A 12881-nucleotide genomic window follows, 5' to 3' on the forward strand; every position below is an offset into this window, starting at 1 on the left:
ATGGCGGAAAGCTCTTTTGTTGAATTGTGTGGGTGCCTGGCACCCACACAATTCAACATACACATAAATCCAAATTCAAAACCTATTTCACTAAATCCTGTAATCATGATATGATAGTTTAGTTAATGCTTATGATTAAAAGGAGAACATGTCTATGAAAATTGCAGTACTACTGCCTTGCTACAATGAAGAAATGACGATTGGAAAAGTAATCGAAGATTTTAAACGAGAACTCCCAGAATCTACAATATACGTCTATGACAACAATTCGAGTGATAAAACCACGGAAGTTGCACTTTCTCATGGTGCGGTGGTCCGTCAAGAGCCTCGCCAAGGAAAGGGCAACGTGGTTCGGTCGATGTTCCGTGAAATCGATGCGGACGTCTATGTAATGGCGGATGGCGACGATACATACCCGGCAGAATTCGTCCATAACATCATCAAACCCGTGATTGCAGGGGAAGCTAACTTGGTGATTGGGGACCGTTTGTCGAACGGCACTTATTTCAATGAAAACAAGCGGAAATTTCATGGTTTTGGCAACACGCTTGTCAAAAACTTGATCAACCGCCTGTACAAAAGCAACATTAACGACATCATGACAGGTTATCGTGCGTTTGATCGTTTGTTCGTCAAATCGCTTCCGGTAACAAGCCCAGGTTTTGAAATCGAAACTGAGATGAGCATTCATGCGTTGGACAATAATTTCCTCATTAAGGAAGTTGCCATCGATTACCGTGATCGCCCTGAAGGCAGTGAATCCAAACTGAATACCATCCAGGATGGCATCAAAGTGCTGCGGATGATCTTCACATTGTTTAAAGACTATAAACCTATGCTGTTCTTCTCATGTTGGGCAGTGCTATTCTTTATTCTGGGCCTTGCTGCTGGCATTCCCGTGATTATCGAATACGTTCAAACCGACTTTGTCACACGCATTCCATCAGCAATCTTGGCAGTGGGCTTAATGATGCTTGCCATGTTGGCGTTTGCTTGCGGACTTATCCTTGATACCGTTGCCGGCACACATCGAAAACAGTTTGAACTCGAATTAATCCGGATCAGTGACCGGATAAAAGGTGAGAAAACTCTATGAAAAAAACGTACTTAATAGGTGCTGCATATTTTGTTGCAGCACTTTTCCTTGCATTTACAGCCATTTTCTACTTCCAGCCGATCCGTAACGCGCATCCTTTGCTCATCGGAGCTGTCACACTCGGGCTTTTTGGTTTGCTTGTGTACAGCCGTTCGTTTATCCACACGGTCAAAACGTGGCCGCGCGGGAAAAAGGTCAGTCTGGCCATATTCATGCCGTTGTTTACGGTATTGGCAGGACTCAGCCTATTAGGCAATCAGGAATATTTAGCCGATAATCATGTGCTTGTTAAAGCAGCGGTTTTCATCGGCCTTTTCCTGACAATCGCTCTTATTGTGCTAGCGATCATCAAGTTGCTCCTTAGCATCAAATCACCAGAAGGCGAGCAAAAAGTATCACTGCTGTATGTGCTGCTCTTCATGCTGCCGATGCTTGGTGCTTCACTTGTCATGTTCATCGCCTTTTATCCAGCTGCCATGACGCCGGATTCCTTATCGCAATGGGAACAATCCCAAACCCGCGAGTTTACCAACTGGCATCCGGTCATGTTCACCTGGCTCATCATGTTCCTGAGACAAATATGGGACAGCCCGGGCATCATCGCCTTATTCCAACTATTCGCTTTGGCGTTGACGATGGGGTATATGGGCTATCTAATGAAACGCTTTATGGTCAACACGTGGATTATCTGGGCTGTGCTAATTGTCGCTGCCGTTGTTCCGGTTAACTCGATCATGTCGATTATCATCTGGAAAGATGTGCTGTACAGCACTTCTTTATTGTTCTTTTCGCTATTGATTTTACTGTTGGTCAAAACGAAAGGACTGGAAGCAAAAAAAGTTTCCTTCATCCTATTGTTCCTGTTGGGTTCGTTCATGCTTGTGTTCTTCCGGCATAACGGCTTTCCGGTATTTGTCATCACCATGATTGCAGCATTGATCATGTATCGCCACATGTGGAAGCAATTGCTACCCATGGCGCTCGGCATCATCATTCTTCACCAAGTTGTTACCGGTCCCGTATACACGTCGCTTGATGTTGTGCCATCAGACCCGCAGGAAGCACTTAGCATTCCAACGCAGCAAATTGCCAACATTGTCACGAAAGAAGGTGACATGACCGAGGAGCAGCGCGCGTATATTAACGACTTGATGCCGCTCGAACTATGGCCGGAGAAATACAATCCGTCCAGCGTCGACCCCATCAAATTTTCATGGGGCGAGTACGACCGCTTTGTCATTTATGACGACCCAGCGCAATATGCCAAACATTGGGCGCAGCTGGTCGTTCAAAATCCCGGTCTTGCAGTAGAGGCCTTTCTCGATGAAACGGCTTTGGTGTGGCAGATGCGCTTGGAAGAAGACGGACACATGAACCGTTTTGTCACCAACATCTACTATGGCAATGAATTCAACTTGCTCAACCAAATCATTTACCCAAGAGTTACTTCTGCCGCGCAGCAGTACTTGAATGTTGATACGGAGGCAGAAGAGTTTCTGTGGCGTCCAGCGGTTTATTTGTTCCTAATTACGCTGTTCATCTATGTCGCGTACTTGCGAAACAATTGGCGAATTTGGTTGATCCTGTTGCCGATTGCTTTAAATACCGCAGCTGTCATGGCCACCATGCCGGCTCAGGATTTCCGCTACCTGTTCAACACGTCGTTGTTCATGTACGCGGCATTCCTGATCAGCTTGATCAATTTTGGTCCCAAAGAAGGTGGACCTGCCCGTGAATAACACTGAAAAAACAGCTCCCATCGGCATCCTGCTAATGATCTTTGCCGCCATCTCAACGGCGACCGGCCAATTGTTGTGGAAAATGTCCGATGCCATCCTGGATTTGCACATGCTCGGCGGCTTCGTGCTGTACGGCATGGGAGCGGTGCTGATGACCGCAGCTTTCCGTTTTGGCAAGCTGTCGGTTTTGCATCCGCTGCTGAGCATCGGCTACGTTATCGCCATCTTTTACGGAGCTGTGTTTTTGGATGAAGCCATCACGATGAACATTTCCATTGGCACGGGGCTGATTTTGATTGGCGTGATTGTGATAGGGGGGGACAGCGATTAATATTCTGTTGATCCTCTTGCTGGTCACCATGACCTGGATTGGTGCATTTGGCGGCTATTTCCTGAAAAAAGCATCGTCTTTGAATATTAATATGGAGCGGAAAGCATTTATGCTGCGCTTGCTATTCGGGGTTTTCCTGTATGGCGTCGGTGCCATCTTGAACATTGTGGCACTGAAGTTCCTGCCCTATACGGTAGTGTTCCCGTTAACGGCGATCACGTATATTTGGACCATGGTCCTATCCTATTTTCTTTTAAAAGAACGCATCGGCACCCGTAAAATAATCGGGGTCTTGCTGATTGTCACAGGGGCTTTTGTACTTGTGAGCTAAAAAAAGCTGCAGATAGTCTTGGCTACGCCAAACTCTATCTGCAGCTTTTTTTATTTGTGCTCTATTATATAGAAGGAAAATAAAAAACGTACACGAAGAAAGGCCGTATTAGTTCAACATATCTTAATTAGCAATAGCATTTTAGACTTCTTTATCATTAGATTGCGAATCTATTGAACGCACAACTAATCTTTAAGGTACATGATCTGCCTGCAAAATTTGAAGGTTGATCCATTTTTTTGAAAAAATAAGTTAAATTATTCTCGATTGTACATATAGTCATGACTTTTTAAAATAAATATGAACAAAAAGATATAAATTTTACATAAAGTATAATGCAAAATATCTAAAAATCATGTATACTAATTAAAAATTTAGAAAATAACGTCTTTTAACCTATTTTTAACTTCAATATCCTAGTATAGAGATTATTCCTGATACAAATGGCACGGTTCAGCTTTTAAGAAAGCTGTTTTACGCCAATGAGTGTTCTTCAATAATCCAGCAAGGAGGTGAACGGTTATAAGCGCTAAAACTATACTTGTTACCGGAGGCCACGGATTTATCGGATCCCACATGATTCATTATTACATGAACAAATACCCGGATTATCAGATCATCAATATCGACTACAATACCGATGCTGCAAATCCGGATAATATCGAATGTCCGGACCAGGCAGACCGTTATGCGTTTCACCGGGTGGACATTCGGAATGCACACGCAATTAGCCATCTGTTCGAGCTTTATGACATTACCGATATCATCCACTTTGCGGCAGAAACGCGGAGCATGGAGCGGGTCGGGGAAATTCGTCTGTATGAACAAACCAATGTGCTCGGCACAATGAACTTATTGCATGCTGCTCAAAATGCCTGGATGTTTGGGCCGCATCAGCCAAATCCCAACTATGCAGGCTCACGCTTTCATCAGCTGTCACTGGCTGAGGCTAAGGACAATAGCCTGTACAGCGACAGCAAGCAGCGAGCAGATGCGATGATCCAAAACTTTTATGAAGAAAGCGGCTTGGGTATCGTCACTACAGCGACTCCTGAAAGTTTCGGGCCAAGGCAGCAGGAGGACGAACAGGTTCCGAAGTTCATTCGTCAAGCGCTGGAAGGAGAGCTTACACTGCCAGATAGCGGTCCACCGCATGATTGGCTGTTTGTCGGCGATTTATGCGAAGCCATTGATACGGTGTTTCACCTTGGAGATGCAGGGCAGCGCTATACGATTGGCTACAGTGCGCGTTTGGATGACTGGGAGTTTTCCCGGCAAATCATCGCTGCCGTAAACGCATATTTCCTGGGAAATGATAAGGATCAAGTAAAACCGGTGCGCCCGTCCGTTCAGCAGCAAGTTCTTGGTTTTGCGCCGTTCACGCCTTTTGAAGAAGCCTTACGCATGACGACCGAATGGTACATCAAAAAATACCAATACGCTGACTTTATGAGAAAACAATAGAAGACATTCCGCCAGATGAGGTGAAGGTATGATTTCATTCAGTAATGACGTATTCTTTGATTTCGAAAAACAAGCGCGTCCCATCAAGTCAATCGCACTTATTCATAAAAACATGAAACCCGGTGGAGTGGAAATGCTGGTCGTCCGTATGGTCAAATGGCTGTGCGCCCATGATTACAAAGTGACCCTGTTTTTGTTCAGCAGCGGGGGACCGTTGCTGAACCAATTGGACAAAGTCAAAGGTGTAACGGTTGTTGTAGATGAAGATACCAGCGAGCCTTCAGTCAATCTGTGGCTTGTTACCAAAATGATGCGAATGCGCTTTGATGATAAATTCGATTTGGTGTACTCATTTGGTCCAAAGTCTTTCCTGTTGTCTTATCTGCTGCCGGCAAAAAAACGGCTGTCTGGTGTCTACCATCCAGAAAGCTACAAGTTGGACCGAGTAACAAGCGTGGTCAAAACGCTCAAACTGATCGATCCGAAGTTCCATACAAAACTGCTGTTCATGAACCCCACGATTCAAAAAATGACTGAGCAGGCGATTGGCGAACCGTTGAACAATTCGATTTTTCCCATGCCGCTCGATCTTTGCGAACCGACGAAAATCCAAGGCAATTTCAAGTCGCGCCGTATCGTCTCCATGGGCAGGCTTGCGCATTTCCGGACGTATAACTACTACATGATCGACATTTTGGAGAAACTGATCCAAATTGATCCTAAATTCACCTTTCATATTTACGGGGATGGGCAGGACGAAGACAGTCTTCGTGAGAAAATCGCAAATTCCCCAGCCCGTGATCATATTTTCATGCACGGCGCTTTCACGAGCACGGGCGACAGAAAACGCGCATTGGAAGATACATTCTGTTTTGTCGGGATGGGCGTCCCGCTAATTGAAGCAGCAGGCTGCGGCATTCCGGCTATTGCTGCAAAAATCAATGACTCTTTTAGCTTAACGGAAGGCTTTCTTCACCAATTGCCGCCCTATGAAAGCGGCGATTCATTTTCTCAAGAAAGCGAGCTTTACAGCGTCCAAGAACAGATTGAAAAGCTATTGTCCAGTGAAGTAGAGTATCGGAAAGTATCCAATCTGGATCGCATCAAAGCAAACGAATTTGAAAGCAATCACGTGATGGAAAACTTTATCAAGCAGGCGGAAACCATGAACTTGTTGGCGCGGCTTCATTAATTGCCTGGAGTAGATTGAAAGTTTGCTTAACAGCAAATTAAAACAAAAATAAGGAATTTTACAAAAAGTATGCCATTTAGACTAGCGAAAATGGGTTTTGGAAACTATAATGGAAATATAAGTAGATAACAGATACGCGAGACCTATACTAATAATGAAGAAAGCGAGTTGAAAGGCTTATGACGGAGTATGACTCATACAAGGAAAAAGTTGAGAGACGACATAACAAGCCCTTAATAGAAGTCATGGAGGATCTTTATATCAAAAACAATTTTGGTGCCTCGGTAAGTGCGAAACAACTTGGCATACCACGGCAAGCCTTTATACACTTTGTTCAAAAATACGAGTTAAAAAAACATAAGTTTGGTGAATATAAAAAAAAGATGATGATTTTGCCGGAGCGTCAGAAGGCCCGGTAAAATAGCCCGCAAAAACCCGCTTCCTAATCCCAGGAAGCGGGTTTTTGCGTGGTAAAGTGAGAGGAAGTAGATATATGTAGGTGATGTCTTAGTTGAGAACTCCTCGCTCATCCAGCTAAAACAAAATCCCGAAAAGAAAAGCGCAACCTCATAAAAGGATTGCGCTCATCATCTCTACATATTCAAATGCTCTTTCAAGGTCGACTGAATTTCTGCCAATTCGGCATCATCCATCATGTAATACCAAACCCCATTGATCGTCTCCCCATATCCATCTTCTACCATAATCTGATCAACGGTCCCGATGGCATCGCGGTAATTCGACTGAACATCCATCATTTCGTCAAACGTCATGTTCGTACGGACGTTGTCGCCAAGAGCGGTAAAAATCTCTCTAAAGTTCAATAGGCTGTTAACCGACGCGCCTTCTTTCATGATGCCTTGAATCACTTGCTTTTGGCGATCCTGGCGGCCAAAGTCACCGTTTGGATCCTGCTTGCGCATTCTGACATAAGCTAACGCTTCCTCGCCGTTCAACTCAAGGTTGCCGGCAGCAAACTCGTCAAATGCCATCGTATTGTTCACTTCCACACCGCCAACTGCGTCCACAATGTCTTGGAAGCCTTCCATGTTTACTTGCATCACGTAGTCAATCGGAATGTCCAACAAGTTTTCCACGGTTGCCATCGACATTTCGATGCCGCCAAATGCGTAAGCATGGTTAATCTTGTCCATCGTACCGCGTCCAACAATCTCGGTGTAGGTATCACGCGGAATGGATACCATCTTGGTGGATTGTTCAGCTGGGTTTACCGTCATGACAATCACGGTATCCGAACGGCCACGGTCGTCTTCGCGTTCGTCGACACCCAACAACACAACAGAAAATGGATCTTGGTCATTTAATACGACTTCCTGGTCAGTCGCTCGTTTGTCTGAAGCTTCGCGTTCAATAGGTTCGTGGATTTCTTCCAATGTATTGGTGAAACTGTTGTAGACGGTAAACAAATAAATGCCAAGACCGATGACAATCAGCCCAAGTATGCCTAAAACCCATGGCCATTTTTTCTTCTTATTCTTTTTCTCTCTTCTGCTCATCACATAATTCCCCTTTTAGTCAGCGATAAAATACGCTTCCAGTTCTTCTGCCCACAATGCTGCGCCTTTGTTGTTCGGTAAGCCGTCTTCTGTTAACTGTTCTTTCAACAGCTCGTCCCCTGTATCTGGCCAAGCAGACCAGTGGTTAATGTAAGCATAGCTGTTTGCCGCTGCAAATTCAGCTAATGCGGTCACTTGTGCCAAATAATAGCTGGCACCGAAAATAGGCTGAGGTGGATGGAGCACCAGTACGGCATCTGCCACTTCTGTCGTCAGTGCGGCATCAAACTCACGGAGATGTTCTTGCTCCTGTTCGATGGTGACGAGGCCGTTGTTCATCAACGTCATCGGCTCCAGCAACACCAAATCGTAACCTGCCGAAAGATCAACATTGGCCAAGGCTTCGGACGTTCCTTCTAATGAAACGACGCTAACTTCGAGAAAGTTGCCGTACGCTTCTTCCAAAGCACTTTGCAGTTGTGCCGCGTAGCCCGGTTCCCCCGACTCGAGAGCTGTAGAGCCGGCAATGAGCATCTTCAAGTTGCCACTGGCGCTTCTTTTTTCAAAAAGCTCTTGGACTTGTCTATCCATATTATCCGTCAACCCATCAATGTTCACAAGTTCGACATCAGCAGCGGGTTCCGGTTCCTCTTCTTCCATTTCTGCCGTTTGTGCATTTGCGCTTTCCGGTTTTTCCAATACATTTTCCAGTTTGTCCTGCCACGTCAAGTAGCTGAAAACCAGTACAACTACACAAACAATAACAGCCAATACAGCACCAATTTTATACAAATTCATGAGAAACTCCTTTCAAAAAACATCCATTCTTACAAATAAAGATAGCATAATTCCTTCTAATAGCCTATATAACTTTTTAAAATTGGAAGTTCTTTCGGCTCCTACCTATGCTATACTATTTTAAGTTGTTTATGAATAAAAAAATGATAAGAATTTGAAAATAAAAGGAGATAATCACCAAATGGAAGAAACCATCAGCTTACAAGACCTGTTCAAAACCTTGAAAAAACGAGCGGGATTAATTGTGCTCCTCACCATCTTAGCCATCACCATCGCAGGTGTTGTGTCGTTCTTGGTCCTGACCCCGATGTATGAAACGTCTACACAGATCCTGGTCAATCAGGAAGAGACAGAAGCTTCCCAGTTAACCAACCAAAACATCCAAACCGATCTTCAATTGATTAATACATACTCAGTCATCATCAAAAGCCCGGCTATTTTAGACGAAGTATCGAGCCAGTTGAACCTAGATATGTCAGTCGAACAGCTGAACAGCAAAATCACGGTCGCTACGGCAGAAAATTCGCAAGTGGTGAACATCACGGTGCAGGATGAAAACCCGGTAGTGGCAGTGGACATTGCCAATACAACCGCAGAAGTATTCGAAAGCGAAATTACGGAATTGATGAATGTCGACAACGTATCCATCCTGTCTCCAGCGGTACTAAAGGAAAATCCGGCACCGGTTGCACCCAACCCGATGCTCAACATGGCCATTGCGGCAGTCATCGGCTTGATGCTCGGCGTAGGGATCGCGTTTCTTCTGGAATACTTGGATACCTCCATTAAAACCGAGCAAGACATTGAAGAATTTCTTGGCATTCCATTGCTTGGCATCATTTCTCCGATAAAAGAGGAAGCCAAACTGGAACAAGCAACAGCAACAAAGAGAAGGGCGGGATAACCCAATGGCAAGAAAGAAAAAAGTCCTGCAGGAAACTGCACGTAAACTCATCGCATTTACAACACCACGATCGTTCGTGTCGGAGCAATTCCGCACTTTGCGAACCAATATAAATTTCTCATCACCAGATGCTGAAATCCGCACCATGGTGGTCACGTCGGCGGCTCCTTCTGAAGGAAAGTCGACAACGTCTGCAAACTTGGCCGTTGTGTTCGCGCAAGAAGGCAAAAAAGTCCTGCTGGTGGACGGGGATATGCGCAAGCCCACTACGCATTATACGTTCCGTATGGGAAATACGGTTGGTTTGTCGAGCGTCTTGACCCGCCAAAACACCATTCAGGAAGTGATTCGTCCAACTGCAGTCGAACGGTTGGATTTGATGACGTGCGGCCCGATTCCGCCAAACCCGGCAGAACTGCTTGCGTCCAAGTCAATGACAGCCTTGATTGACCAGCTGAAAGACATGTATGACTTGGTCATTTTTGACGCACCGCCTGTTCTTTCCGTAACGGATGGACAAATTTTGGCGAACAAATGCGAAGGCACAATCCTGGTGGTCAGTTCAGGCAATACGGAGAAAGAAATGGCGCTAAAAGCAAAAGAAGCCATTGAATCTTCCAACAGCCGCCTCATTGGCGCTGTGCTAAATAATTACGCGCTGGCAAAAGACAGCTACTATTATCAATATTATGGAAATGCAGAGTAAAAAGGACTCCCTTTTTACTTTTTTTAAAGCCCAAAGGAGGAAGAAAGAATGATCGACACGCACGCCCATATTCTGCCCGGACTTGATGACGGAGCGGAAACAATGGATCAGACAAAGCGCATGCTGGAAAAAGCTGTAGCCGAACAGCTGACGGGCATTATCGCCACGCCTCACGCTTTTCATCCCAATTTCAATACAAATCTCGCTGCACTAAAGAAGCAGCTGGAACTGGTCAACAGCTGGATCGCACAAGAGCAGCTGCCGTTGACCATCTACAGCGGACAAGAATGCCGCTTGAGCGAAAAACTGCCGGACAAATTGGTCGCAAAAGAAGCGCTGACTTTAGCTGAATCCCGGTATGTATTGCTGGAGCTGCCATCATCCGGAATTCCAGCATATACCGTGCCCATCATCCAGCAATTGATCACGCGCAATTATGTGCCGATCATTGCGCATGCCGAGCGCAACCAAGGCATTATTGAAAAACCAGAGCGGCTCAAGAAACTGTTGATCCACGGAGCATTGGCACAAGTGACAGCGGGTTCGGTTGCCGGCAGCTTCGGCAAAGCGATTCAACGCACAGCGATGAGCTTGATCGATGCGAACTTGATCCACGTCTATGGCTCTGATGTCCACAGCTTAGACAAGCGGCCATTCCTGTTTAACGAAGGTCTGGACTATTTGGAAAAAAAGAAACAGCACGACATGGTCGACATATTTTTGGAAAACAATGAACGGATACTCCTAAACCAACACCTTCATGTATTGGAGCCGGAAGATATACAAAAAGGGAAATGGTGGAATATTTTCACTTAATAATTAATAAAAAAGTATTTTTTTGTTTTAAAAACCCTATCATTTCCAATCTATAATATGTTAAATTTAAAAAAGACCGTAAACATATGTGTATAAAGTACTGGAGATTGAAAGGGTTGAATGTTTTGTCGTTGAAAAATCGTGTTTCTTTATTACTAATTGTGGACTCACTTATTGTGTTTTTCTCTATCTTTGTCGGTTACTACGTATTGTACCCCTATACAGCAGTTCTTCATAACCAATTCTTGATGGCCAGTGCATTGACGATATTTGTGGCACACCATGCCTTGGCGATGTATTACGGCTTGTATCGAAAAGTATGGGAATACGCCTCAATCGGCGAATTGGCCTCCATCTTTAAGGCGGTCAGTTGGTCGATTGTCGTCATTGGACTGGTCCAATACATGTATAGAGGAGATGTGCTGTTTCGTGCCTTGGCGATTACATGGATGCTTCATTTGATCCTGATTGGCGGCTCACGGCTGTCGTGGCGCTTGTTGCGCGATAAAACGATTAACTATAAAAGTTCAGAACTCAAGCGCACCTTAGTGGTTGGTGCGGGAAAAGCAGGCAGCTTGGTAACCCGCCAACTCTTGAGCAATCCCGAAAATGGTTTGCTCCCTGTATTGTTTGTGGATGACGATAAGAACAAGCAAGGCTTTGATATATATGGCGTCCGAGTGGTACAAGGCGGCACAAAAGACGTCGCCAGTATTGCCAAAGACAACAAGATCGATACGATCATCATTGCCATTCCTTCACTCGGCAAGCAGGAAACTGCAGAGCTAATTAAAATGTGCATGGATTCAGGCGTCCGAACCCAAACGATTCCGATGATTGAAGACGTCATGACTGGCAAGTTATCGGTAACGGATATTCAGGACGTCAAGATTGAAGATCTTTTGGGACGCGATGAAGTGAAGTTGGATATGGACAAAATTGCGAGCCAACTGACGAGCAAAACGGTTCTCGTAACCGGTGCGGGCGGTTCAATTGGCTCTGAGATTTCGCGCCAAATTGTTCGATTTGGACCGAAGAAGCTTTTGCTTTTGGGACACGGAGAAAATTCCATTTACTTAATCGACATGGAGCTGCGCCAAAAATTATCCGCTGATACGGAGATCATCCCCATTATTGCAGATGTTCAGGACCAAGAACGCATCCTGGAAATTATGGAAACCTATAAGCCGGATGTTGTCTATCATGCGGCGGCACATAAGCATGTGCCACTTATGGAAGGAAACCCGATGGAAGCCGTTAAGAACAATGTGTATGGCACAAAAAATGTTGCAGAAGCTGCGCATTTATGTGGCGTCCGTAATTTTGTCATGATTTCGACGGACAAAGCAGTAAATCCACCAAACATAATGGGTGCGACAAAACGCTTTGCCGAAATGATTGTTCAAAATTTGGCCAAACGCAGCGAAACGAAATTCGCAGCGGTACGCTTCGGGAATGTACTCGGGTCCCGGGGATCGGTTATTCCATTATTTAAACAACAGATCGCGGCAGGTGGTCCGGTTACAGTAACAGATCCGCGTATGACCCGTTACTTCATGACCATCCCTGAAGCATCTCGACTGGTTATACAAGCTGGAACTTTGGCTGAGGGTGGAGAAGTATTTGTATTGGACATGGGCGAACCTGTGAAGATTGTCGATCTAGCACAGAACCTCATCCGACTATCTGGTTATTCAGAGGGTGAAATTGGCATCAATTTTTCTGGTATTCGTCCGGGTGAGAAGTTGTTTGAGGAATTGTTAAATGAAAATGAGATTCAGACAGAGCAGGTGTTTCCGAAGATTTATATTGGGAAGGCGAATCCGGTTAGTGAGGGTGAGTTGAGTTATCTTTTGGAGAAGCTGCCTGAGATGAGGAATGATGAAGTTAAGGATGTCTTAGTTGGATTGGCGAATAGAAAAAATATTGATTTAAAAGACACAGGATTGCTAAAAGTCAGCAATTAAAATTCTATTTTTAGTAAACG

13 protein-coding genes are annotated in these 12881 nt (G+C 44.9%); 11 read left to right on the forward strand and 2 right to left on the reverse strand.

The features are described from left to right. The first annotated feature begins 154 nt into the window (after window positions 1-154). From AC4EHK_RS03805 to AC4EHK_RS03835, 7 genes are all read left to right on the forward strand, one after another. Complete coding sequence (locus AC4EHK_RS03805; protein WP_490977461.1) at window positions 155-1096, forward strand: glycosyltransferase family 2 protein; 942 nt, start codon at window positions 155-157, stop codon at window positions 1094-1096. Continuing rightward, window positions 1093-2835 (forward strand): DUF6020 family protein, encoded by a 1743-nt coding sequence (locus AC4EHK_RS03810; RefSeq protein WP_490977462.1) that lies wholly within the window; start codon window positions 1093-1095, stop codon window positions 2833-2835. The genes AC4EHK_RS03805 and AC4EHK_RS03810 overlap by 4 nt, the downstream gene beginning before the upstream one ends. After that, the gene (locus AC4EHK_RS03815) at window positions 2828-3166 is read left to right on the forward strand and encodes an EamA/RhaT family transporter (RefSeq protein ID WP_490977463.1); all 339 of its coding nucleotides are present in this window, start codon (window positions 2828-2830) and stop codon (window positions 3164-3166) included. Before AC4EHK_RS03810 ends, AC4EHK_RS03815 begins: the two co-directional genes overlap by 8 nt. Before the next feature lie 28 nt (window positions 3167-3194). Next, on the forward strand, window positions 3195-3497 hold the full coding sequence (locus AC4EHK_RS03820; protein WP_490977464.1) for an EamA family transporter: 303 nt from the start codon (window positions 3195-3197) through the stop codon (window positions 3495-3497). A 537-nt stretch (window positions 3498-4034) separates the two neighbouring features. Then, entirely contained in the window at window positions 4035-4961 is a 927-nt protein-coding gene (locus AC4EHK_RS03825) for a GDP-mannose 4,6-dehydratase (protein ID WP_490977921.1), read from the forward strand. Window positions 4962-4989: 28 nt separating this feature from the next. Further along, a complete protein-coding gene (locus AC4EHK_RS03830; protein ID WP_490977465.1) occupies window positions 4990-6153 on the forward strand; it encodes a glycosyltransferase in 1164 nt (387 codons plus the stop codon). A 179-nt stretch (window positions 6154-6332) separates the two neighbouring features. After that, window positions 6333-6572 (forward strand): hypothetical protein, encoded by a 240-nt coding sequence (locus AC4EHK_RS03835; RefSeq protein ID WP_490977466.1) that lies wholly within the window; start codon window positions 6333-6335, stop codon window positions 6570-6572. Window positions 6573-6746: 174 nt separating this feature from the next. Here the strand turns inward: AC4EHK_RS03835 and AC4EHK_RS03840 are convergent, their stop codons facing one another. Beyond that, on the reverse strand, window positions 6747-7670 hold the full coding sequence (locus AC4EHK_RS03840) for an LCP family glycopolymer transferase (protein ID WP_490977467.1): 924 nt from the start codon (window positions 7668-7670) through the stop codon (window positions 6747-6749). Window positions 7671-7685: 15 nt separating this feature from the next. Further along, window positions 7686-8468 (reverse strand): SGNH/GDSL hydrolase family protein, encoded by a 783-nt coding sequence (locus tag AC4EHK_RS03845; protein WP_490977468.1) that lies wholly within the window; start codon window positions 8466-8468, stop codon window positions 7686-7688. A gap of 181 nt (window positions 8469-8649) precedes the next feature. Between AC4EHK_RS03845 and AC4EHK_RS03850 the strand changes: the two genes are divergently transcribed. The 4 genes from AC4EHK_RS03850 to AC4EHK_RS03865 all read left to right on the forward strand — a co-directional run bounded on the left by AC4EHK_RS03850 (window position 8650) and on the right by AC4EHK_RS03865 (window position 12861). Next, window positions 8650-9372, forward strand: a complete 723-nt coding sequence (locus AC4EHK_RS03850; protein ID WP_490977469.1) for a YveK family protein — start codon at window positions 8650-8652, stop codon at window positions 9370-9372. A 4-nt stretch (window positions 9373-9376) separates the two neighbouring features. Then, the gene (locus tag AC4EHK_RS03855; protein WP_490977470.1) at window positions 9377-10078 is read left to right on the forward strand and encodes a CpsD/CapB family tyrosine-protein kinase; all 702 of its coding nucleotides are present in this window, start codon (window positions 9377-9379) and stop codon (window positions 10076-10078) included. 48 nt (window positions 10079-10126) lie between these two features. Then, window positions 10127-10894 carry a tyrosine-protein phosphatase gene (locus tag AC4EHK_RS03860; protein ID WP_490977471.1) on the forward strand — a complete coding sequence of 256 codons (768 nt, stop codon included), beginning with the start codon at window positions 10127-10129 and terminating at the stop codon, window positions 10892-10894. 125 nt (window positions 10895-11019) lie between these two features. Further along, on the forward strand, window positions 11020-12861 hold the full coding sequence (locus AC4EHK_RS03865) for a polysaccharide biosynthesis protein (RefSeq protein ID WP_490977922.1): 1842 nt from the start codon (window positions 11020-11022) through the stop codon (window positions 12859-12861). Window positions 12862-12881: the final 20 nt, after the last annotated feature.

The organism is Planococcus sp. TJ-307 (genome assembly GCF_058268435.1).

Excerpts from the sequence above, each read along its gene's own strand:
- AC4EHK_RS03805 (WP_490977461.1), top strand. The coding sequence starts at position 155 with ATGAAAATTGCAGTACTACTGCCTTGCTACAATGAAGAAATGACGATT.
- AC4EHK_RS03810 (WP_490977462.1), top strand. The coding sequence starts at position 1,093 with ATGAAAAAAACGTACTTAATAGGTGCTGCATATTTTGTTGCAGCACTT.
- AC4EHK_RS03820 (WP_490977464.1), top strand. The coding sequence starts at position 3,195 with ATGACCTGGATTGGTGCATTTGGCGGCTATTTCCTGAAAAAAGCATCG.
- AC4EHK_RS03830 (WP_490977465.1), top strand. The coding sequence starts at position 4,990 with ATGATTTCATTCAGTAATGACGTATTCTTTGATTTCGAAAAACAAGCG.
- AC4EHK_RS03835 (WP_490977466.1), top strand. The coding sequence starts at position 6,333 with ATGACGGAGTATGACTCATACAAGGAAAAAGTTGAGAGACGACATAAC.
- AC4EHK_RS03840 (WP_490977467.1), bottom strand. The coding sequence starts at position 7,670 with ATGAGCAGAAGAGAGAAAAAGAATAAGAAGAAAAAATGGCCATGGGTT.
- AC4EHK_RS03845 (WP_490977468.1), bottom strand. The coding sequence starts at position 8,468 with ATGAATTTGTATAAAATTGGTGCTGTATTGGCTGTTATTGTTTGTGTA.
- AC4EHK_RS03850 (WP_490977469.1), top strand. The coding sequence starts at position 8,650 with ATGGAAGAAACCATCAGCTTACAAGACCTGTTCAAAACCTTGAAAAAA.
- AC4EHK_RS03855 (WP_490977470.1), top strand. The coding sequence starts at position 9,377 with ATGGCAAGAAAGAAAAAAGTCCTGCAGGAAACTGCACGTAAACTCATC.
- AC4EHK_RS03860 (WP_490977471.1), top strand. The coding sequence starts at position 10,127 with ATGATCGACACGCACGCCCATATTCTGCCCGGACTTGATGACGGAGCG.